General features: G+C 73.0%; 19 protein-coding genes. 5 read left to right on the top strand and 14 right to left on the bottom strand.

What is annotated here, in order from left to right:
* Positions 1-125 precede the first annotated feature (125 nt).
* Together ACF1A5_RS03310 and ACF1A5_RS03305 are read right to left on the bottom strand one after the other, a co-directional pair.
* Positions 126-587, bottom strand: a complete 462-nt coding sequence (locus ACF1A5_RS03310) for a molybdenum cofactor biosynthesis protein MoaE (protein ID WP_356185937.1) — start codon at positions 585-587, stop codon at positions 126-128.
* Between the two features lie 206 nt (positions 588-793).
* Positions 794-1,906: an SDR family oxidoreductase gene (locus ACF1A5_RS03305; protein ID WP_392191085.1), complete on the bottom strand. Its 1,113-nt coding sequence runs from the start codon at positions 1,904-1,906 to the stop codon at positions 794-796.
* Between the two features lie 192 nt (positions 1,907-2,098).
* Between ACF1A5_RS03305 and ACF1A5_RS03300 the strand changes: the two genes are divergently transcribed.
* Positions 2,099-3,565: a zinc-dependent metalloprotease gene (locus tag ACF1A5_RS03300; protein ID WP_392191084.1), complete on the top strand. Its 1,467-nt coding sequence runs from the start codon at positions 2,099-2,101 to the stop codon at positions 3,563-3,565.
* Positions 3,562-4,077 (top strand): NUDIX hydrolase, encoded by a 516-nt coding sequence (locus tag ACF1A5_RS03295; protein ID WP_392191083.1) that lies wholly within the window; start codon positions 3,562-3,564, stop codon positions 4,075-4,077. The genes ACF1A5_RS03300 and ACF1A5_RS03295 overlap by 4 nt, the downstream gene beginning before the upstream one ends.
* 94 nt (positions 4,078-4,171) lie before the next feature.
* On the opposite strand, the gene ACF1A5_RS03290 is transcribed toward ACF1A5_RS03295, so the two are convergent.
* From ACF1A5_RS03290 to ACF1A5_RS03275, 4 genes are all read right to left on the bottom strand, one after another.
* The gene (locus tag ACF1A5_RS03290) at positions 4,172-4,927 is read right to left on the bottom strand and encodes an AIM24 family protein (RefSeq protein ID WP_392191082.1); all 756 of its coding nucleotides are present in this window, start codon (positions 4,925-4,927) and stop codon (positions 4,172-4,174) included.
* 17 nt (positions 4,928-4,944) lie between these two features.
* On the bottom strand, positions 4,945-5,625 hold the full coding sequence (locus tag ACF1A5_RS03285) for an AIM24 family protein (RefSeq protein WP_392191081.1): 681 nt from the start codon (positions 5,623-5,625) through the stop codon (positions 4,945-4,947).
* 11 nt (positions 5,626-5,636) lie between these two features.
* A complete protein-coding gene (locus ACF1A5_RS03280) occupies positions 5,637-7,304 on the bottom strand; it encodes a TerD family protein (RefSeq protein WP_392191080.1) in 1,668 nt (555 codons plus the stop codon).
* A 137-nt stretch (positions 7,305-7,441) separates the two neighbouring features.
* Positions 7,442-8,038 carry a M48 family metallopeptidase gene (locus ACF1A5_RS03275; RefSeq protein WP_392191079.1) on the bottom strand — a complete coding sequence of 199 codons (597 nt, stop codon included), beginning with the start codon at positions 8,036-8,038 and terminating at the stop codon, positions 7,442-7,444.
* A 372-nt stretch (positions 8,039-8,410) separates the two neighbouring features.
* Here ACF1A5_RS03275 and ACF1A5_RS03270 point away from each other — a divergent pair, with 372 nt between their 5' ends.
* Entirely contained in the window at positions 8,411-9,625 is a 1,215-nt protein-coding gene (locus ACF1A5_RS03270; protein WP_392191078.1) for a TOMM precursor leader peptide-binding protein, read from the top strand.
* Positions 9,618-10,982 (top strand): ABC1 kinase family protein, encoded by a 1,365-nt coding sequence (locus tag ACF1A5_RS03265; protein ID WP_392191077.1) that lies wholly within the window; start codon positions 9,618-9,620, stop codon positions 10,980-10,982. The genes ACF1A5_RS03270 and ACF1A5_RS03265 overlap by 8 nt, the downstream gene beginning before the upstream one ends.
* Before the next feature lie 50 nt (positions 10,983-11,032).
* Here the strand turns inward: ACF1A5_RS03265 and ACF1A5_RS03260 are convergent, their stop codons facing one another.
* From ACF1A5_RS03260 to ACF1A5_RS03240, 5 genes are all read right to left on the bottom strand, one after another.
* A complete protein-coding gene (locus ACF1A5_RS03260) occupies positions 11,033-11,242 on the bottom strand; it encodes a hypothetical protein (RefSeq protein ID WP_392191076.1) in 210 nt (69 codons plus the stop codon).
* 100 nt (positions 11,243-11,342) lie between these two features.
* Positions 11,343-11,666: a hypothetical protein gene (locus tag ACF1A5_RS03255; protein ID WP_392191075.1), complete on the bottom strand. Its 324-nt coding sequence runs from the start codon at positions 11,664-11,666 to the stop codon at positions 11,343-11,345.
* A complete protein-coding gene (locus tag ACF1A5_RS03250; RefSeq protein WP_356185903.1) occupies positions 11,663-12,031 on the bottom strand; it encodes a WhiB family transcriptional regulator in 369 nt (122 codons plus the stop codon). Before ACF1A5_RS03250 ends, ACF1A5_RS03255 begins: the two co-directional genes overlap by 4 nt.
* Positions 12,032-12,204: 173 nt before the next feature.
* Positions 12,205-12,525, bottom strand: a complete 321-nt coding sequence (locus tag ACF1A5_RS03245; RefSeq protein WP_392191074.1) for a hypothetical protein — start codon at positions 12,523-12,525, stop codon at positions 12,205-12,207.
* Between the two features lie 163 nt (positions 12,526-12,688).
* Positions 12,689-14,893, bottom strand: coding sequence for an ATP-dependent DNA helicase UvrD2 (locus tag ACF1A5_RS03240; protein ID WP_392191073.1), 2,205 nt, complete (start codon positions 14,891-14,893; stop codon positions 12,689-12,691).
* Positions 14,894-15,074: 181 nt separating this feature from the next.
* On the opposite strand from ACF1A5_RS03240, the gene ACF1A5_RS03235 reads away from it, so the two are divergent.
* Positions 15,075-15,317, top strand: coding sequence for a mycoredoxin (locus tag ACF1A5_RS03235; RefSeq protein WP_356185894.1), 243 nt, complete (start codon positions 15,075-15,077; stop codon positions 15,315-15,317).
* Between the two features lie 139 nt (positions 15,318-15,456).
* Here ACF1A5_RS03235 and nudC read toward each other — a convergent pair whose 3' ends face one another.
* The 3 genes from nudC to ACF1A5_RS03220 all read right to left on the bottom strand — a co-directional run bounded on the left by nudC (position 15,457) and on the right by ACF1A5_RS03220 (position 21,620).
* Positions 15,457-16,410: an NAD(+) diphosphatase gene (nudC, locus tag ACF1A5_RS03230; protein WP_392191072.1), complete on the bottom strand. Its 954-nt coding sequence runs from the start codon at positions 16,408-16,410 to the stop codon at positions 15,457-15,459.
* Between the two features lie 142 nt (positions 16,411-16,552).
* Complete coding sequence (locus ACF1A5_RS03225) at positions 16,553-17,956, bottom strand: dipeptidase (RefSeq protein WP_392191071.1); 1,404 nt, start codon at positions 17,954-17,956, stop codon at positions 16,553-16,555.
* Between the two features lie 10 nt (positions 17,957-17,966).
* The gene (locus ACF1A5_RS03220; RefSeq protein ID WP_392191070.1) at positions 17,967-21,620 is read right to left on the bottom strand and encodes a UvrD-helicase domain-containing protein; all 3,654 of its coding nucleotides are present in this window, start codon (positions 21,618-21,620) and stop codon (positions 17,967-17,969) included.
* Positions 21,621-21,702 lie beyond the last annotated feature (82 nt).

Genomic DNA, 21,702 nt, shown 5'->3' with positions numbered 1-21,702 from the left:
GACCGCAACTTCGTGATCAGCAGATTAACCATCCGCACTGACAACGCTCATGCCCGGGGTGCGGTTACGCAACCCGTGGTGGGGCGGAGGAGTGCAGGGGAGTTCGGCGGGCCGAGGGCGCGTCCTCAGCAGGCCCCCACCCACTCCTCGGTGCCGTCGGAGAAGCGCTGGTGCTTCCAGATCGGCACCTCGTGCTTGAGGTCGTCGATCAGCTTCCGGCAGGCCTCGAAGGCTTCCCCCCGGTGCGGGCAGGACACGGCGACGACGACGGCCAGGTCGCCCACCGCGAGCTGCCCGACGCGGTGCACGGCCGCCAGCGCGCGTACCGGGTACTCCGCGACCACCTTCTCGGCGATCCGCCGCATCTCGGCCTCGGCGCTGGGGTGGCAGGAGTAGCCGAGCGCGTCGACGTCGGCACCCCCGTCGTGGTTGCGCACGGTGCCCACGAAGAGGGCGACACCGCCCGCCGCGTCGTCCCCGACGGCCCGGAAGACCTCGTCGACGGAGAGGGGAGTCTCCCGGACGCCGATCAGCTTGACCGGGTCCTCGGCGGCCTGCTCGCCGGGGTGATCGTTGGAGGATGCCATGCCCCCATCGTGCCCCACGCGCGGAAGCAGCGGGAAGAGCGCTTTCGCCCGGCACGCGCGCGCACGGGCTGGAGGCTCCTGCAAGGAGCCGCCTCCGACGGGTCTCGCCGCGGCCCTCCGAGGACGCGGAGTCCTCCGAGGACGCAAACCCACCCGGACACGAAGCCCACCGCGGACACGGAGCCCACCGCGAAGGCGGGCCCCGCTCAGATCCGGCGCCGCGCCTTCCGGGCCCGACGCACCACCGCGGCCGCGCCCAGCAGGGCGACCGTCGCACCCGCGGCTCCCGCTGCCGTGGCGTCCTTGCGCCCCAGCCGGCGTCCGGCCACCGTGTGCCGTCCGGACACCTCCTCCAGGAGCTCCTCGAGGACCTCCTCGTTGGTCCACTGCGGCCGCCACCCGGCGTCGTGCAGCCGGCTCCCGCTGACCACCCAGGGGTACATCGTGTACGCGAGGTCCCCGGCCGGGGACGGGGTGAGCCCGATCCGGTGCAGCCGGGCCGCCGCGCCCAGCGCGACCGCCGAGGGCAGCTCCATGCGCCGGATCCCGCTGAGCTCCTCGACCTCCTCCTGCTCCAGCCACCCGTCGCACCCGACGGCGAGTTCCCCGTCGACCTTCTCCAGCACGGCGTACTCGAGCGCGCCGCACAGGTCCTCCACGTGGCAGAACTGCCACGCGGGCCGCGACCCGGCCACGACGAGCAACCGCGGCGACTCGAAGTACCTGGTCAACGCCGTGTCGGTGCCGCCGACCAGGACGGCCGGGCGGACCACGGTGACGTTGAGCCCGGGATGTGCGCGGGGGGCGCGCCTCGCCAGCCGCTCGATCTCCAGCAGGTCGCCGACGCCGGTCGCCTCGGCGGTCGCGCGCAGTTCCGCGTCCTCGGACAGCGGCAGCTCGTTGTCCGGCAGCGCGCCGTAGACCATCGCTGAGGTGCACAGCACCACGCGGTGCACGCCCGCCGCGGCCGCCGCGGTCAGCACCGTCTGGGTCCCCCGGACGTTGTAGGCCGTCCGAGCTGCGGCGTCGGTCTCCAGGTCCAGGTCGAGGGCGAGATGCACCACCACGTCCGCCCCGCGCAGTTTGTCGGCGATGGCCGGATCCCGGACGTCGAGGATGTGCCACTGGGCGGCCGCGCACTCCCCGCGCCGCTCGTCGATGGCGATGACCTGCTTGATCTCCTCGGAGGCGGCCAGCCGCTCGGTGAGCAGCGCGCCGACCCCGCTCGCGGCGCCGGTGACCGCGACGACGGGCCCGCGCAGGGCGGGTGTACCTTCTTGGTTTCGCGCTGCGCGAACCTGTGGATCTGGGGAACTCACCGGGCGTCTCCAGCGGTTGTCTTCCATACGGGCGCGAATGACGCGTACGTACCAGGTGGCATCCATCCTGCCGCAGGCGTTGCGTGGGCGGAGCACCGAGGCCCGAACCGCTCGGGGTGTCTACGCTGGGTGGTGTTGTCGGGCAGCCGCGCCGCCGGAGAGAACCGGTGGCCTTACCAGCCGAGGAACCCCGTGAGTGACACCCCATTCGGATTCGGCCTTCCGCCGGAGGAGCCGGAGAACGGCGACGAGGGCAAGAAGAAGGACCAGGAGAGCGGTGGTGGGCAGGGACCGGCCAACCCGTTCGGCTTCGGGCTGCCCGGAGCCGGAGGCCTTGGCGGGCCCGGCGCCGACAATCCGCTCGCAGCCATGTTCGGTTCGCTGAACCCCACCGACCTGGGCGCCGCGTTCCAGCAGCTCGGCCAGATGCTCTCCTACGAGGGCGGCCCGGTGAACTGGGACATGGCCAAGCAGATCGCCCGCCAGACGGTGTCCCAGGGCACCGCGGACGGCACCAAGGACGCGAGCGTCGGCCCCGCCGAGCGCACCGCCGTCCAGGAGGCCGTCCGCCTGGCCGACCTCTGGCTGGACGACGCGACGTCGCTGCCGTCCGGCGCCGGCTCCGCGGTGGCCTGGAGCCGCGCGGAGTGGGTCGAGGCGACGCTGCCCGCGTGGCAGGAACTCGTCGACCCGGTCGCCGAGCGCGTGGGCACCGCCATGGGCGACGTGCTGCCGGAGGAGATGCAGGCCATGGCCGGCCCGCTGATCGGCATGATGCGCTCCATGGGCGGCGCCATGTTCGGCACACAGATCGGGCAGGCCGTCGGCGTGCTCGCCGGTGAGGTCGTCGGCTCGACCGACATCGGCCTGCCGCTCGGCCCGGCCGGCAAGGCCGCGCTGCTGCCGGCGAACATCGAGGCGTTCGGCAAGGACCTGGGCGTGCCGCAGGAGGAGGTGCGGCTGTATCTCGCCCTGCGGGAGTCCGCCCACCAGCGGCTGTTCACGCATGTGCCGTGGCTGCGCTCGCACCTGTTCGGTGCGGTCGACGGGTACGCGCGCGGGATCAAGGTCGACACCGCCAAGCTGGAGGACGTGGTCGGCCAGTTCGACCCGCAGAACCCCGAGCAGCTCCAGGACGCCCTCCAGCAGGGCATGTTCCAGCCGGAGGACACCCCGGAGCAGAAGGCGGCCCTGGCCCGCCTGGAGACCGCTCTGGCGCTCGTCGAGGGCTGGGTGGACGCGGTGGTGCATGCGGCCGCGAAGCCCCGGCTGTCGTCCGCGGACGCCCTGCGCGAGACGATGCGCCGCCGCCGCGCCTCGGGCGGTCCGGCCGAGCAGACGTTCGCCACGCTGATCGGTCTGGAGCTGCGCCCGCGTCGCCTGCGCGACGCCTCCCGCCTGTGGGCCTCGCTCACGGACGCGCGCGGGGTCGAGGGCCGCGACGCCCTGTGGTCCCACCCGGACATGCTGCCGACGGCGACCGACCTGGACGACCCGGACGGCTTCGTGCACCACGAGCACCCGGACTTCTCCGAGCTGGACAGGATGCTCGGCGAGGCGGCGGGCGGCTCGTCCGGGAAGCCCGACCTGGAGAAGGGGCCGGAGAAGGGCCGGGAGAAGGGCGACGGCGGCGAGGCCGAGGGCGACGACGCCGAGTGAGCCTGTACGACGACGCGGTCCTCGTGCTCAAGGAGTACGGGGACCAGGAAGAGCTGCGCCAGGTCTACCTGGAGCACCTGGAGACGCACCCGGACGGCCTGTGGAAGGCGTGCGCGGACGGGCACATCACGGCCAGCGCGCTGGTCCTCGACCCGGTGCGCGGCCGTGTCCTGCTCACCCTGCACCGGAAGCTGCGGATGTGGCTCCAGATGGGCGGGCACTGCGAGCCGGGCGACGCCACGCTGGCGGCGGCCGCCCTGCGTGAGGGGGCCGAGGAGTCGGGCATCCCGGGGCTGACGCTCCTGCCCGGCGGCCCGGTGCGCCTGGACCGCCATCACACGCCGTGCGCCTGGCACCTCGACGTGCAGTACGCGGCTCTGGCTCCCGCCGGTGCCGTCGAGGCCATCAGCGACGAGTCGCTCGACCTGCGCTGGTTCGCGTACGACGAGGTGGCGGACGTGGCGGACGAGTCCGTCGTGCGGCTGGTCGCGGCCACACGGGCCCGCGTCTGACCCGACCGCACACCTGCCGGACCCGTACGTGCCGGACTCATGCGTGAGGGGCGGCCGCACAGGCGGTCGCCCCTTACGTCTGGCTCGCGGGCCGTCAGCTCCAGACGTTCCCCTGGTTCTGCCCTCGCGCTCCCTGCTGGCCCATGCCGAACTGGGCGGCGAGGCCCTGCCCGATCTGGGCGTTCTGCGGCGGCAGCAGCTCGCTGGGCTGGACCAACGCGTAGCCGCTGCCCATGAAGCTGAGCTCCCAGCCCTCACCGGTGTTGCCGCGGCGCCGCCACACCCCGGAGGAGTGCGTCTGGGCCTGCATCTGCACCCGCAGGCCGGTGGACCAGGCGACGATCGCGTCGGCGTCGCAGTTGACGTACTTGTCGGGCGTCACCTGCATCATCAACGGCGCGCCGGAGGTCATCAGCGCGACCTTGCCGCGGCCGGTGATGTTGAGCTGGTACTTCCCGGAGCCGGAGATGCCGTACAGGCTGTCGACGGCGATGACCTCGTGGTGCAGCGAGGAGTCCATCGCGAGCACGTAGCTGCTGTCGACCGTCAGGCCGTCCTGCTCGACGTCCATGACGTGGACGTACTGGCCGAGGTTGGCGAGGTAGACCGTGCCCTGCCCGTGGCAGCGCATGAGGTCCAGGCCCTCGCCGGTGTGCGCACGCGCGCGTGCCTGGCTGTTGCTCCGGTACTCGGCGTCGAACTCGACGAGCCCCTGGTAGGCGACCATGGTGCCCTTGCGGGCGAGGATGTCGTCGTGGCCCTCCAGGGTGACGCGCAGCATCTGCTTGTTCTGCAGGCTCCAGCGGTCCTGGGTCTGGACGTCGTTGAAGGCGAAAAGCGGGCTCTGCATGGTGTGTTGGCTCCCCCTCAGCCCCGGAACCGGAGGCGGTCGGTGCTGTCCTCGCTGGGCTGGACGACGACGATGCCCTGGCCGGAGAAGGCCATCTGGTAGGCCTCACCGCTGCCCCGGCCGATCAGCGACTGCGCCTTGAAGCTGCGCTTGCCCTTCACCTTCAGGTTCGGGGACCAGGCGACGAGCGCGTCCGGGTCGACGTAGGTCTCGTCCTCGCCGCCGCCGCAGTCGACGACGATCGGCTTGCCCCGGGAGGTCAGCGCGACCCAGCCCTGCCCGGAGATCTTGGTGTTCCACAGGCCCTGCCCGGCGAACTTCGCCAGCCCCTTGACCCGCTCGACGCCCCACTGGAGGGTGGCGTCGAAGGCGAGCAGATTGGTGGCGTTGACGGAGATCGCGTCGCCGTCGAGGTTGATGACGACGACATTGGCGCCGTAGTCGGCGAGGTAGAGCAGGCCGTCGCCGGAGCACTTCATCAGAGGTGCGCCCTCACCGGTGATCCAGTCGCGGGCGATCTGACGGACGGCCGGCGGATTGGGTTCGTACTGGATGAACCCTTCGTAGGCCACCATCGATCCCACGCGCGCGAGGAGGTCGTTGCCGGTCTGCATGGCGACCTTCAGCATGTGGCTGCCGTGGTTCTCCATGCGGGCGGTGACGGGTGCGGGGGCGTAGCCCGCGAGCGGCTGGTTCATGACGGGCTCCCTCAGACCTCGTAGGGCTGGACGACGACGAAGTTGCCGGGCGCGGCCCGGAACTGGAGGTTGACGCCCTCGCCGGTGTGGCCCGGGTAGGCGTTGCGGCGCATGCGCACCTGGCTGGAGACGATCACCTGGGCGGCGGCGGACCAGGCCACGACGGCGTTGGAGTCGACGAAGGTCGTCGGCGTCACGGGCAGCACCACGGGCGTGCCGTGCGTCTTGACGACGATCGTGCCGGTCCCCTGGAACTGCATCGTGAACAGGGCGCCGCCGGGGATGCCGTGTCCCTCGACGCGCCGGACCTCGTACTGCAGGCTCTCGTCGAAGGCGAGGACGCTCTCCGCGGAGACGCAGATCGCGTCGCCCTGGAGCTCGACGGGGTGCAGGTGGGTGGAGCTCTCGGCGAAGAACACCTGGCCCTGGCCGGTGCAGCGCATCAGCTGCATCTCCTGACCGGTGGCGTTGCCCACGACACGGCCCGCGAAGCCGGCGCCCTTGTAGCTGAAGTCGACCTTGCCCTGGTAGAGCACCATGCTGCCCTGCCGGGCCAGCACGGGCTGGCCGCCCATGCCGAGGTCGGCGCGGACGAGCTTGCTGTTCTGCAGCGTCCAGCGCTGGCCGGTGGGCGTCTCCCTGAACTGCTGCAGCGCGGCGGTCACACCGGCACCCCGGGGAGCGCCCTGCGGGGCCGCTCCGTACGGCGCGGGCTGGCCCGGCACCTGGCCGTAGGGCTGCTGGCCGTAGCCGGGCGGAGGCGTGGGCTGGCCGTAGCCGGGCGGCGGGACCGGAGCGTGCGGGGCCGGGGGCTGACCGTAGCCGGGGGGCGGGGGCGCCGTCCGGCCGGGGGGCCCGCCGTACGGGGGCTGCTGGCCGTAGGGCGCGGGGGCGGGGGACGGGGGCGGGACGGTGCCGCCCGGCGGGGTCATGGGCGCGACGATGGTCGGCGCGGCGTGCACCGACGGGGAGGGCGCCGGGGGCGGCGGGGTCGCACCCGCAGGCGGGGCGAAGCCCTGGGCGGGCTGCGGCGCGGGGGCCGGCGCCGGAGCGGGCGCGGCCGGGCCGGAGGGTGCGCCGAACGCGGGCGGTGCGAAGCCCGGGGCGCCACCGGCCTGCGACGGCTCCTGCTTCGGGGCGGGGCTCTCCTCCTCCGCGACCTCGCCGCCGAAGTTCTTCAGCAGCGCCTCCAGGCCGCCGTCGAAGCCCTGGCCCACGGCGGCGAACCGCCACACGTCCTTGAGGTAGAAGTCGCCCAGCATCACGGCCCGCTCGGTGGTGAACTCCGAGCCGCTGAACGCGTACCGGGCCACCTCCTCGCCGCCCGCCACGATGCGCAGGTAGCCGGGGCCGATCTGCGACATCTGCCCGGCGCCGTCGAGCGTGGCCGTGAACGACAGCTTCTTGATCTGCGGCGGGATCCGGTCGAGCGTGACCCGGAAGGACTCCGTGTCGCCCGCCTGGGCGCCCAGGAGCTGGATGGACTCCTCGGGGGACTTCGGCTGGTTGAAGAACACGAAGTACCGGTCGTCCGAGAGACGTTCGTCGGCGTCCAGACCGAAGCAGCTGATGTCGAAGGTCAGCCCGGGGCCGGAGATCTGCACGCCTACGTACAGATCCGTGCCCGCGGTGAGGTCACTGATCCTGGCCTTGTGGCCGCGTTGGAATTCCCTGGGCATGCGTAACGACCGTCCCCCATCCCGAAGCGAGTGCGTCGCGCCAGGTTAATGGCAAAATCCGACACCGGACGAAGTCGGTACAGACCCGGTACAGAATCCCTGTCGGGCGACGGCGGGCGTCCGCCACCGTGAAGCGGTCACTCCCCGCGCGCCTCCGGCGGATGCGGCAGCCGGTTCGCGGCGACGACGCCCTCGAGATAACCCCGGGCCCGCTCGGTGCGCGGATACGCCTCCAGGAGCCGCCAGAAGTCCGGGCCGTGCCCGGGCACGAGCAGGTGCGCCAGCTCGTGCAGGAGCACGTAGTCCACGACGTACTCCGGCATGCCCTGCAGGCGGTGCGAGAGACGGATACTGCCCTCCGCAGGGGTGCAGGAGCCCCATCGCGTGTTCTGGTTGGTGACCCAGCGGACGGTGCGGGGCCGGGCGCGGCCGTCGAAGTACTGGGCCGACAGCCGCCCGGCGCGCGCGGCCAGCTCGGCGTCGCCCAGCGCCCGCTTGCTCTCCTGCGCGGCCAGCTTGTCGAGCATGACGCTCACCCAGCGCTGCTCCTCCGCCTCGGACATCCGGGCGGGGATGAGCACTACGGTGCGATCGCCCTCGCGGTACGCGGAGACCGTCCTGCGGCGGCGGGCGCTCCTGCGGACCTCGATCGCGCTCGCCCCGGAGCCGCTCGGCGGCGGGCTCGTCTTGCCGCGCTGTGGCGTTCCGGCGCGGTGCAGTGGGTCGGCGGACACGCCCCGACGTTACCCGCTGCAGTCGGGGAAGTCCCGGGTCCGGGACGGTTCCGTGCCGATCCCCCACCCAGCGTTTGATTCGTACGACGAATATCCCCTGGCTGTGGACAACTTTCGGCGCCGGCGGACGGGACCGGGCATGCTGGCACTCGTCGGGAAGCGCGGGCCGGTTCCCCGGCACTTGGGGACGTTCTGTGACGTCTGTCCTTTCTCCGGCCTTCGGCAACTCCTTCGGCGACTCCTTCGGCAACTCCTCTGGCAACTCCTCTGGCAACTCCTTCAGCACCTTCTCGACCACCTGCTCCGGCTCCGGCGCTTCGCCGGCGCCTTCCGGCGCTTCTTCGGCACTTCTTCGGCTCTACGGGGGTCCGCATGCATCCGATGGTGAAACCCGCCCTCAGGCGCGGCTGGCGCGATCTGAACACCGTGCAGTTCGGGATGACTCCGGCGCACGCGATGACACTGGGTCCGATGGACACCGCGACGGGCAGTTTCCTCGACCTGATCAACGGCACGCGCGGGCTGCCCCTGCTCCGGGAGGAGGGCCGTCGCATGGACCTGCCCGAGGGCCATGTCGACGGTCTCGTGGAGCGGCTGGCCGGAGCCGGACTCCTCGACGACACGCGGGGAGGCGGTGCGGCTGCCGACGCCCTGCGCGGGAAGAAGGAGGTGATGGACCGGTTGCGCCCCGACCTGGCCTCGCTCTCCCTGGTGGCCCGCGCGCCGGGCGACGCGATGAGGCGCCTGGCCGCCCGGCGCGACCTGCGGGTGCTGGTCCGGGGCGCGGGGCGGGTGGGCGGCCTGCTGGCGGCCGTGCTGTCCGGCGCGGGGGTCGGAGAGGTCGACGTGCGCGACGGCGGCTGCGTCGAGCCGTGGGACGTGGCACCGGGCGGACTGCCCGCGGAGGCCATCGGTGAACGCAGGGACGCGGCGGCACGGCGCGCCGTGCGCCGTGCCGCCCCGGACCACCCGGCGCGGCGCGACCCCCACACCCCGGCGGCGGAGAGTGATCCTGGTCACTCGCTGGTGATCCTCGCCCCACGGGACGATGTGGCGGTGCACACACCCGACCCGTCCGCGGCCACGGACCTCCTCGCGAGCGGAACACCGCATCTGTACGCCGGGGTGGTGGAGGGCACGGGGATCGTGGGGCCCTTCGTCATGCCGGGCGAGACCGCTTGCGCCGGCTGTCTGCACCGGGACCGCGCGGACCGGGACGGGGCCTGGCCACGCCTGGTCGCGCAGTGGCGCTCGGGCAGAGCACGCCCGGTGCGGCCGTGCGATCTGGCCCTCGCGACCACCGTCGCCGGCCTGGCGGCCGCGCACGCGCTCACCTTCCTCGACGGCGGACGCCCCTCCAGCGCGGGCGCTCGCTGGGAGGTGTCCGTACCCGACCTGGACTGGCGCGCCCGCCCGGTGTGGCCGCATCGTGACTGCCCCTGCGGAGCCACGGAAAAGCCCAGTACGGAACACCCCTCAAAGAACGGGGAGCGACGCGAGACAATGGCGGAGCAACGGCCGTCGTCGAGGATCCGCCGTCAGGCGGGTGCGGCACGGCCTGCTGGGACTTGGAGGGCGCATGTCTGATCTTCCCCGGAAGGCGGTCACCCGGACCGCCAAGCTCGCCGCGCTTCCGCTCGGCTTCGCCGGGCGGGCGACCTGGGGACTCGGCAAACGGATCGTGGGCGAATCCGCGGAGCTCGTCGGCCGGGAACTGCAACAGCGCACAGCGGACCAGCTGTTCAAGGTGCTCGGCGAGCTCAAGGGCGGCGCGATGAAGTTCGGGCAGGCCCTGTCCGTCTTCGAGTCGGCCCTGCCAGAGGAGGTCGCCGGCCCCTACCGGGCGGCGCTGACCAAGCTCCAGGAGGCGGCGCCTCCCATGCCGACCCGCACCGTGCACTCGGTGCTGGAGCAGCGGCTGGGCGCGGACTGGCGGGAGCTGTTCGAGGAGTTCGAGGACAAGCCTTCCGCCGCGGCCTCGATCGGCCAGGTGCACCGGGCGGTGTGGCACGACGGCCGCGAGGTCGCGGTCAAGGTGCAGTACCCCGGCGCCGGCGAGGCCCTCCTGTCCGACCTGAGCCAGCTGAGCCGCTTCGCCCGCCTGCTGGGCCCGCTGATCCCCGGCATGGACATCAAGCCCCTGATCGCCGAGCTCAGGGACCGGGTCTCCGAGGAGCTGGACTACGCCCTGGAGGCCCAGGCCCAGCAGATCCACGCGGAGGAGTTCGTCGACGATCCGGACATCGTCGTCCCGGCGGTGGTCCACCAGCGCGACGAGGTCCTGGTCACCGAGTGGATCGAGGGCGTCCCGCTGTCGGAGGTGATCGCGGACGGCACCCCGGAGCAGCGCGACCGCGCCGGTCAGCTCCTGGCCCACTTCCTGTTCTCGGGCCCGGCGCGCACCGGCCTGCTGCACGCCGACCCCCACCCGGGCAACTTCCGTCTGCTGCCGGGCGGCCCCGGCGGTGAGGACGAGTGGCGCCTCGGCGTGCTGGACTTCGGCACGGTGGACCGCCTTCCCGGCGGCCTGCCGACGCCGATCGGCGAATCCCTCCGCATGACCCTGGACGGCGAGGCGGAGGCGGTCTACGAGCTGCTCTGCGCGGAGGGTTTCGTCCGGGAGTCGATCGAGCTGAACCCCGACGCGGTGCTCGACTACCTCCTGCCGATCATCGAGCCGGCCCGGGCGGACGAGTTCACCTTCACCCGGAGCTGGATGCGCAGCCAGGCGGCCCGCATCGCCGACCCCCGCTCCCCCGCCTACCAGCTGGGCAAGCAGCTGAACCTGCCCCCGGCGTACCTGCTGATACACCGGGTGACCCTCAGCACCATCGGTGTGCTGTGTCAGCTGGGGTCGACGGTGCGGCTGAGGGACGAGCTGGAGGAGTGGCTGCCGGGTTTCTCGCCCGACGCGGAGGACGAGGAGGCTGCCGCGGAGGCGTGAACCGTTCCGGGACATGACCCTCCCGAACGTCGGGTCCGGGAGGGGACCGCTCACCACCAGGGGGAGTCGAGCCGTCCCTCGATCGATCTGAGGTTCTCGCGGGAGCAGGCGTCGCAGAAGTAGCGGCGGACGCCGCCCTCGACGGAACAGGTCCAGGTGGGTCGCGGGCCGTCGGACAGGGCGCCGCAGCGCGCGCACACGACGCTGGGGCGCTCCGCGGAGGAGCCGCCGGGGTCACTGCCTCCGGAAAGACACGTCACCCCGCGACGATACCGCCGGTCCGCCGCTCGGTGGCCGCAACGCACCGCGGGGAGAGCTTGGGCCCCTGACGAGGAGGCCACCGCTCGTGGGTGTGACGGGTTACTGCATGACCGCGATGGCGAGCGCGCGCCGGGCGCGCCGCGAGGCGCGCTCGGCACGGCGCTGCATCCGGCGGGCGGCGGCCAGGCGCACGGCCCGGCGGTCCCGCTCCGCCTCACGCAGTCGCTCGTGCATATGCGCACGGGCCAGCGCTTCTGGGATGAGTTGCATCTCTCGAGTCCTGTTCTGACGCGACGCGTTCGCGCCGGTGGTGGTGACGTCTTCGGTCGCGGAGCCTGCGGGCTCGCTGGTGGACGGCTTCATCGGGGCCTGCTTCTGGGGGTCGTGCGTGAGGGGACGGTCGATCGTTCCGGTGGTGTTCATGCCGTGACCGGGTTCTTGCGCGGGCGGCCACGCGGCCGCTTCCGGGCGACGACGACACCCTGGACGAACAGCTCGCCCCCCCAGACGCCCCAGGGCTCACGCCGCTCCTTGGCGCCGGCGAGGCAGGCCGCCATCAGCGGGCAGGTGCGGCAGAGGGACTTGGCGTACTCGACGTCCGCCGGCGACTCGGCGAAGAAGACCTCCGGGTCGTAGGAACGGCAGGGGACGGGTACGCCGAGGTTCTCGATGGCGTCGTCGAGCGCGGTGAGCGCCGTGAGCGGGGTCAAGGTGGAGTCCTCCGTGAGGCCGGGCGGGGGGATCGTTTCGGAAGGCGGTACGGACGGGGCGTGCGCTTCGAGTTGCACGGGTCGTCTTCCTCGTCTGGTCGGTCCGGCCGGTGGGCCGGGGGTCGGCTGGGTACCGGGTTCTCTTGCTGCCCGAGGCCCCTTCGCTCTGCCGTCCCCGTTCGGGGAAAACAGAAGGGCCGCGGATCCCGGGTGGGGTTCCGCGGCCCTGAAGGCGCCGGCCTGATCGGCGATCAGGCTGGATCACTCCAGGGTTCTGGCCCACGGAAGGCCCACATCAGGTGGTGCTGCGTCGTCTGCTTCCGGGCTCCGGCACCGGCCGCCGTAAAGGCATAGGCCTGCGCCTGTGCCGCTACTGCTTCCAGTGCCTTGGTCGGTCGCTCATTGCGCTCACGGACGGGAAGACCCGCGAGGGCGAGGGAGGACGCCGGACGCACGGCACGGATGCCGGACAGACCGGTGCCCCGGTGGGAGACGCCGGGCATGCACAGGGAGACGACCGAGCGATCGGTCATTTTGGCGGAGCTGACGAAGCGGCTCTCGATGCTGATCACAGGACTCGCCTCCTCTCGGCGTCTCAAGGGCTGGGACGAACCAGCCCGTTGGATATGCAAGTACAACACGGAATCAGGGCCTCAGGAAGGCCGCTGTTCCCGTGACCAAGAACCTATGGGGATTGCCGGGGCATGCGCAAACTATTTTTTCGACGAGTTGGCATCAGTCCCCCTCTTCTGCTCCGGCAGGGTCCCGGCCTGCGCACAGGGCGAGAACATCGGCGCCGTAACGGTGGAGCTTGCGCATGCCGACCCCGGGGATGCGCGCCAGCTCCCGCTCGTCGTCGGGCACGGCCTCGGCGATCGCCATCAGGGTCTTGTCGGTGAAGACGCAGAAGGCCGGCTGTCCACTGGCCTGCGCCTGGTCCGCCCGCCACTCGCGCAGCCGCTCGTAGAGTCCCTCGTCCATGTCGGAGGGACAGTCCTCGCACCGCATCAGTTTCATCTCACCGGCGTCGGTGAGCGTGCGGCCGCAGACCCGGCAGCGGGCCGGGGTGCGCCGGGCGCGCCGCGGAAGGGTCTCGGCGGCGCCCCTGGGCACGGTGAAGCCGCGTTCCACGCCTCCGGCGGCGCCCGCCGGGGCGCGCCCGGCAGCCGACGCGGAGCCGGGGCGCAGTCCGTCGAGGAAGCGGCTGGGGCGGCGGCTCGCCCGGCCGCCGGGTGAGCGGGACAGCGCCCAGGACACGTGCAGCCGCTCGCGGGCGCGGGTGACGCCGACGTAGAGGAGCCGGCGCTCCTCCTCGATCTGCTCGTCGGTTCTGGCGTAGGTGATGGGGACCATGCCCTCGGCGACGCCGACCAGGAAGACGACGTCCCACTCCAGGCCCTTGGCGGAGTGCAGGGAGGCGAGGGTGACGCCCTGCACGGTGGGGGCGTGCTGGGCGCTCGCCCGCTCGTCGAGCTCGGCCACCAGGTCGCCGAGGGTCGCGCCGGGTTTGGCGGCGGCGAAGTCCCGGGCCAGGTTCACCAGGGCGGCCAGCGACTCCCAGCGCTCCCTGACGGCGCCGGAGCCGGCGGGGGGCTGCGGGGTCCAGCCCTCGCCGGACAGGACGGCGCGCACCTGGGACGGCAGGTCGACGGCGTCGTCGAGGAGGGAGTCGTTGCCCCCGAAGCGGGCGGCGCCGCGCAGGGCGACCCCCGCCTTGCGCACCTCCGGCCGGTCGAAGAAGCGCTCCGCACCGCGCAGCTGGTAGGGCACGCCGAGGTCGGCCAGGGCCTGCTCGTAGGTCTCGGACTGGGCGTTGGTGCGGAACAGGATCGCGATCTCGCTCGCCGGGACGCCGGAGGCGACGAGGTCGCGGATGCGGCGGGCCGTGCCCTCGGCCTCGGCGGGCTCGTCGACGTACTCGGCGTAGTCGGGTTCCGGGCCGGCGGGGCGCTGGGAGACCAGTTCCAGACGGTGGTCGGCGGCCCGGCCGCGGGCCTGTGCGAGCAGCCCGTTGGCGAGGTGGACGACCTGGGGTGTGGAGCGGTAGTCGCGGACCAGCTTGACGACGGTCGCATGGGGGTGGCGGGTGCGGAAGTCGAGAAGGTGGTCGGGGGTCGCGCCCGTGAAGGAGTAGATGGTCTGGCTGGCGTCGCCGACGACGCACAGGTCGTCCCGGTCGCCGAGCCACAGCTCCAGCAGGCGCTGCTGCAGCGGGCTGACGTCCTGGTACTCGTCGACCACGAAGTGCTGGTACTGGGCGCGGACCTGTTCGGCGATGTCGCGCCGGTCCTGGAGGACGGCGACGGTGAGCAGCAGGACGTCCTCGAAGTCGATGACCGAGCGGCTCCGCTTCAGGTCCTCGTAGACGGAGTAGAGCTGGGCGATCTCGGCCGGGTCGCGGGGCACCTCACGGCCGGCCTTCGCGGCCGCGGGCGCGTAGTCGGACGGGACGGTCTGGGTGACCTTGGACCACTCGATCTCGGCGGTGACGTCCCGCAGCTCGCCGCGGTCCAGGCGGATGCGGCAGGCGGCGGCCGCGTCCGCGACGAGCTGGATCTTGCGGTCGACGAGCCGGGGCAGACTGCCACCGATCGCTTTCGGCCAGAAGTACTGCAGCTGACGCAGGGCGGCCGAGTGGAAGGTGCGGGCCTGGACGCCGTGCGCGCCGAGCTGGCGCAGCCGGCCGCGCATCTCGCCGGCGGCGCGGTTGGTGAAGGTGACGGCGAGCACGCTGGAGGGCTGGAGGATCCCGGCGCGCACCCCGTAGGCGATCCGGTGGGTGATCGCCCGGGTCTTCCCGGTGCCGGCGCCCGCCAGCACGCACACCGGACCGCGCAGGGCGGTGGCCACCTCGCGCTGCTCGGGGTCGAGCCCTTCGAGCACCGCGTCGGCCGTGTCCGGTACCCGCGGGAAAAGGGGGGAGTGCGTTGCTGCTGTCACACGGCCATGCTGCCAGGTCGCCGGAGACGGGTGCGCCGGTTGTCCACAGGGAGGCGCCCGCGGTCGTACTTATGCGTCGGGCGTCACGTCCGGCCGATACCCCCGAGGGAATGTCCCGCCCCGTCGCGTACGTTCCCTCTCCGGACGACCTTCCCCGAGCTGCCTGAGGAGCGCGAGCGAGATGCAGGGTTCCGTGACGATGTACAGCACCACGTGGTGCGGCTACTGCCGCCGGCTGAAGAGCCAGATGGACCGCGAGGGCATCGCGTACACCGAGATCAACATCGAGCTGGACCCGGAGTCCGCGGCGTTCGTCGAGAAGGCCAATGGCGGAAACCAGACGGTCCCGACCGTGCTCTTCGCCGACGGCTCGACGCTGACGAATCCGTCGCTCGCCCAGGTGAAGCAGAAGATCAGCGCGTAGGCGGAACGCCGACTCGGGCGTGCGAAGCGGTCCCTGACCTGTGTCAGGGACCGCTTTCTCATGCGGTGCGCGGTGCGACGGACCACCGCCGGTCCGCGCGTGGCCGCCGCCGGTCGCGTCGGGCCGCCGTGGTGCCGGGTCAGGCGCTCCGCATCGGCAGGGGCTTGCCGTACCAGAGTTCGATCAGACGGGCCGCGATGGAGATGCCGTACGGGGGCAGCACCTCGCCGGAGTCGAAGGCGGCGCCCAGGTCGTCGCGGGAGAACCAGCGGGCCTCGTGGATCTCGTCACCGTCGACCTCGATGTCGGTCGAGGTGGCGCGGGCCAGGAAGCCCAGCATGAGGCTGGAGGGGAACGGCCAGGGCTGGCTGGCGACGTACTCGACCTGCCCGACGGCGATGCCCACCTCCTCGTGGACCTCGCGGCGCACCGCCTGCTCGATGGACTCGCCGGGCTCGACGAACCCGGCGAGCGTGGAGAAGCGTCCCTCGGGCCAGTGCACCTGGCGGCCGAGCAGGATGCGGTCCTCGTCGTCGGTGACCGCCATGATCACGGCCGGGTCGGTGCGCGGGTAGTGCTCGGCGCCGCAGGCGGGGCAGCGGCGGATGTGGCCGGCAGCCGCGATCACGGTGCGCTCGCCGCAGCGGGAGCAGAATCGGTGCAGTCGCTGCCAGTTCTCCAGCGCGACGGCGTGCACCATCAGGCCCGCGTCCCGGGGCGACAGCAGCAGGCCGGCCTCGCGCAGCCCCGCCGGGCGGGCCGACTGGTCGATGCGGCCGGGCAGGGCGTCCTTCTGCAGCGCGAAATAGCTGGCGCCGTCCGCGTCCGTGCCGAGGAAGTAGCGGTGCGCCTCGGTGAGCGGGGCCTCGAAGGAGGGGGTGGTGACGAGTTCGGTGCGTCCGTCGGGTGTCTCGTCGATGAGCACCTGACCGCCGGAGACCACGAAGCAGCGCGTCGAGGGGTGGCTCCACGCCGCGGCCAGCCAGGCCTCGTCGAGCCGGTGGTGGGCGGCCCGGTCGATGCCGCTGGGCGCGGTGAGCGAGATGGGTCGATCGGCGTTGTGGTCGGTCCAGGTGGTCACGGGTGCTTCCAACTCCCCCGGTGCAACGGTTGTTTCGGCGGCGGTTCAGCGGGACGTGCGGCGGCGGGCGACCGGGTCCGGTGGGACCTGGAGGTGCGGGGCGGCCCTTCCAGTGTGCCCCGCGCGGGGCATCGGCCCGGAAGGCGGCCGCTGGTCAGGGGGCATCGCGCCAGTGCTCCGCGAGGTCGCCCCAGAGGTATGCGCTGGTCTCGACTCCCTTGAGCAGCAGGTCGAGTTCGACCTTCTCGTTGGGGGCGTGCCAGCCGTCGGACGGGACGGAGATGCCCAGGAACAGCACCGGGGCACCGAGGACCTCCTGGAGGTCGGCGGCCGGGCCCGAGCCGCCCTCGCGGGTGTAGCGGACCGGCTGCTCGAAGGCGCGGCCCATGGCGCGGACCAGCGACTGCAGGGCCGGGTGGTCCAGGGGCGTCAGGCACGGGCGCGTGGCCGAGCTGAAGGTGATCTCGTGCCGGATCCCCGCGGGCACCTGCTCGGCGGCCCAGGCGCGCACCGCCTTCTCGACGTGCGCGGGGTCCTGGCCGGCGACCAGGCGGAAGGACAGCTTGACCATGGCCGAGGACGGGATGATCGTCTTGCTGCCGGGGCCCTGGTAGCCGCCGCCGATGCCGTTGACCTCGGCGGTGGGGCGGGCCCAGATGCGCTCCAGGGTGGTGTGTCCGGCCTCGCCGTGGGTGGCGTACGACTTGGCGGTGCGCAGCCATCGCTGCTCGTCGAAGGGCAGCTCGGCGAAGAGCTCCCGCTCGCGGTCGGTGAGCTCCACGACGCCGTCGTAGAAGCCGGGGACCGCCACGCGCGCGTGCTCGTCGTGCAGGGCGGCGACCAGGCGGGCGGCGGCGGTGGCCGGGTTGGGCACGGCGCCGCCGAAGGAACCGGAGTGGATGTCCTGGTCGGGGCCGTGGAGCCGGATCTCGCACTCGGCGAGGCCGCGCATGCCGGTGCAGACGGTGGGGGTGTCCTCGGCCCACATACCGGTGTCGGAGACGATGACCGCGTCGGCGGCGAGCCGGTCCGCGTGCCGCTCGACCAGCGCCCGGAAGTGCGGGGAGCCCGACTCCTCCTCGCCCTCGACCAGCAGCTTCAGGTGCACGGCAGGGGCGGTGCGGCCGGTGGCGGCGAGGTGGGCGCGGACACCGAGGGTGTGGAAGAACACCTGGCCCTTGTCGTCGGCGGCCCCCCGCGCGTGGAGACGGCCGTCCCGGACGACGGGCTCGAAGGGCTCGCTGTCCCAGCCGTCGTCGCGGGCCGCGGGCTGCACGTCGTGGTGCCCGTAGACGAGGACCGTGGGAGCCGCGGGGTCGTCGGAGGGCCACTCGGCGAAGACGGCCGGGGCGCCCGGGGTCGGCCAGACCTCGGCGGTCGGGAAGCCGGTCTCCTTCAGCTTGGCGGCGAGCCAGTCGGCGCTGCGCCGCACGTCAAAGGCGTGGTCCGGCTGGGCCGACACGGAGGGGATGCGCAGCCACTCGGCCAGGTCGTCGAGGAAGGCGGCGCGGTGCTGCTCGATGTACGCGCGGACGGCGCTGTCCGGGGTCTGGCTCATGGCCCCGAGCCTATCGGCCCGCGAGGACATCCTGTTCGGGCGGTTCGTCACACTGCGGCTCCGCCAGCAGCAGCCGCTCCAGCGCGGCCCGGTCCGGAAGACCCCGGGGCCGTACGACCTCGCCGCTGCGCACGTACAGGAACGCCGCCGTGACCCGCTCCAGGGGGACGCCGCGCTGCTCGGCCCAGGCGAGGCGGTACACGGCGAGCTGGAGCGGATCGGCGGTGCCGTCGCGACCGGTCTTCCAGTCGACGATCTCGTACGTCGCCGAGTCGCCGTCGCCCTCCTTGTAGACGGCGTCGATGCGGCCCCTGACGACGCGGCCGGCGATCGCCACCTGGAAGGGGGCCTCGACCCGGTAGGGCGTGCGGTGCGCGTACACCGTGCGTTCGAAGGCGTCCTTGAGCATCTCCAGGTCGCGTTCGTCGGCGATCTCGGCGTCACCGCCGGGCAGCTCCTCCGGCTCCAGCAGGGGCAGCGTGAGCTCTTCGAAGCGGGCCTCCACCCACGCGTGGAAGCGGGTGCCTCGGCGCGCGGCGGGTTGCGGGGGGCGCGGCATGGGGCGCGCGAGTTCCCGCGCGAACCCGTCCGGGTCGGCGGCCAGGTGCAGCAACTGCGACGCGGTCAGCGTCATCGGCAGCGGTACGTCCGTGACGCTCTGCCGGGCGCGCCGGAGCTCGCCGGTGAGCGCGTCGAGGTCGCGGTCCCAGGAGGCGACGGCCCGGGCCTCCTCCGGGGAGAGGGATGGAGTGGACCCCGGTGACGCCTGTGACGCGGGTGATGCGGGACGGTGGCGGGCGGGCCCCGGTACGGGGGGCTGCTCCGGTGGCGCGGCCTGGTGGGGGACCGTCGGGCGGGCGCCCTTCCGCGCGTGCGTGGCGGCCGTGTCCTCGGTCGTGGGACCGGCTTCGCCGAAGAAATCGTCCTCGGGAAGGGGCGCTTCGTCCGGGAAGAGGTCCTCTTCCCGGAAAAGGTCGTCCTCCTGGAAGGGGTCGTCCTCCAGGAGGGGCGCGTCCTCGTCGTGGAGCTGTTCGCCGTAGGGCTGCTCGTCGTGGTGCGGGTCGCCGTACGGCGGCTCCTCGTCGTCCGGGGGTGTGGGCCAGTCCGGGTCCTCGTGGGTGTCCGGGGCGTGTGTGGCTGCCGGGTGGGCGCCCGCGCGGGAGGCGAGCCGGTCGAGGTGGGCGAGGACCGTCGCGGCGGCGGCGCGGCGGCGGGCCAGGGCGGTCTCGTCCAGGGGCAGGGGCCAGACCTGGTCGGCGGCCGCCCGCCGCAGGGCGGGGTTCTCCTCGTCCTCCCCTGGCTCGTCCGCCCACGCGTCGATCTCGCCGTACCCGGCGGCGCAGTGGTCGTACAGGGCCTGGAGGAAGTCGGACGGGCCGCGGGGCTTCTTCTGGCTGGGGCCCCACCAGTGGCCGGAGCCCAGGAGGAGGGAGCGGGGGCGGGTGAAGGTGACGTAGCCGAGGCGGAGTTCCTCGGTGTGCTGGTGCTCCTTCATGGCCTCGTGGAAGGCCTTCATGCCGCGGGAGTCCCAGGACTCGACGTCGGGCAGGGTGTCCGCGTCGCCGCGCAGCGCGTGCGGCAGGACCTTGCCCTGAGCGGTCCACTTCTCGCGGCCCTGGCCGCTGGGAAAGGTGCCAGTGACCAGGCCGGGGACGGCTACTACGTCCCACTCCAGGCCCTTGGACCTGTGCGCGGTGAGCACCTTGACGGTGTTCTCGCCTCCGGGCAGCGCGTTGTCGAGGCCCTTCTCGTACTGGGCGGCGGTGCGCAGGAAGCCGAGGAAGGCCAGCAGGGTCGCCTGGCCGTCGCCGGCGGCGAAGGAGGCGGCGACGTCCAGGAAGTTGGACAGGGTCTCGCGGCGGCGGGCGGCCAGCGCGTGCGGGGACGCCGACAGTTCCACTTCGAGGCCGGTGACGGCGAGCACCCGGTGCAGGACGTCCATCAGCGGGTCGGACAGGGAGCGGCGCAGGTCGCGCAGCTCCTCGGCGAGCCGGGCGAACCGCACGCGCGCCGCCGGGGAGAACGGCAGCCCGTCGTCGTCCCCGCCGCCGTCAAGCGATGTCCCCAGGAAGGTGTCGAGCGCGTCGGCGAGGGAGATCACCTCGGCCGGGTCGACGCCCTCGACGGCTTCGGCGAGCCGGCGGTCCGGGTCGTCGCCGGCGTCCACGCGCGCGTGGGCGACGAGCCGCCTCGCCCGCCTCCCCAGGAGGGCGAGGTCACGGGGGCCGATGCGCCAGCGAGGGCCGGTCAGCAGCCGGACCAGGGAGGCGTTGGCGCCGGGGTCCTGCAGGACCTCGCAGACGGCCACGAGGTCGGCGACCTCCGGCAGGTGCAGCAGCCCGGACAGGCCGACCACCTCGACCGGAACGTCCCGCGCGACCAGCGCGCCCTGGATCTCGGCGAAGTCGCCGGCCGTCCGGCACAGTACGGCGATCTCGCCGGGCGCCTTCCCCGTGCGGACGAGATGGGCGATCGAGTCGGCCATCCAGTCGATCTCCTCACCGTGGGTGCGCAGCAGCGCGCAGCGCACCATGCCGTCCCGTTCGGCGCCGGGAGCGGGACGGAGGGCCTCCACGCCCGCGTGCATGGCGCGCAGGGGCTCGGCGAGGCCGTTGGCGAGGTCGAGGAGGCGGCCGCCGCTGCGGCGGTTCTCGCTGAGCGCCCGGCGGGTGGCTGGGCGGCCGTCGGCGTGCGCGAAGTGCTCGGGGAAGTCGTCGAGGTTGGCGACGGAGGCGCCGCGCCAGCCGTAGATCGCCTGGCAGGGGTCGCCGACGGCCGTGACCGGATGGCCGGTGCCGCCGCCGAAGAGGCCGGCCAGCAGGGTGCGCTGGGCGACCGAGGTGTCCTGGTACTCGTCGAGGAGGACCACCCGGAACTCCTCGCGCAGGGTCCGGCCGACCTCGGGGAGTTCGCCGAGCTGCGCCGCCAGGGCGATCTGGTCACCGAAGTCGAGCAGGTCCCGGTCGCGCTTGGCGGCCCGGTAGCGGAGCACCAGCTCGGCCAGCGCGCGGCGGGCGGCGGCCGTCTCGGGGACCTTGCGCAGGTCGGCGTTGGTGAGCTTGGCGCTCTCCAGGGTGTGGAGCAGGCCGGCGTCCCAGACGCGCAGCTCCTCGGGGCGTACGAGGTGCTCGGACAGCTCGGCGTCGAGGGCGAGGAGGTCGCCGACCAGGTCCGCGAACGAGCGGGTGAGCGCCGGATACGGCCCCGGGGCCTCGCGCAGCACGCGCGCGGCGAGCTGGTAGCGGGTGGCGTCGGCGAGCAGCCGGGCGGTGGGTTCGAGCCCGATGCGCAGGCCGTGGTCGGTCAGGAGCCGCCCGGCGAACGCGTGGTACGTGGAGATCACCGGCTCGCCCGGCGGGTGGTCCGGGTCGATCGCGTCGGGGTCGGTGACGCCGGCCTTCACCAGCGCCTTGCGGACGCGCTCGGCCAGCTCTCCGGCGGCCTTGTTGGTGAAGGTCAGGCCGAGGACCTGCTCGGGGGCGACCTGCCCGGTGCCGACCAGCCAGACCACGCGGGCCGCCATCACGGTCGTCTTGCCGGATCCGGCGCCGGCCACGATCACCTGCGGGGCGGGCGGCGCGATGACGCACGCCGTCTGCTCCGGGGTGAACGGAATCCCGAGGAGCTCCTTGAGCTGCTCGGGATCGGTGATACGGGCTGGCACGTCAGAGAGGCTAGCGGCGCCCACTGACAGCACGTGCCCGGCGGCCGCCGCGGGACCGCGGAGGCGCAGGTCACCCCGTGGG

The sequence above is a fragment of the Streptomyces sp. NPDC014864 genome (genome assembly GCF_043081525.1).
Lineage (GTDB): Bacteria > Actinomycetota > Actinomycetes > Streptomycetales > Streptomycetaceae > Streptomyces.
Note: the sequence above shows the minus strand (reverse complement) of the source record. Positions and strands in the feature narration are given on the sequence as shown.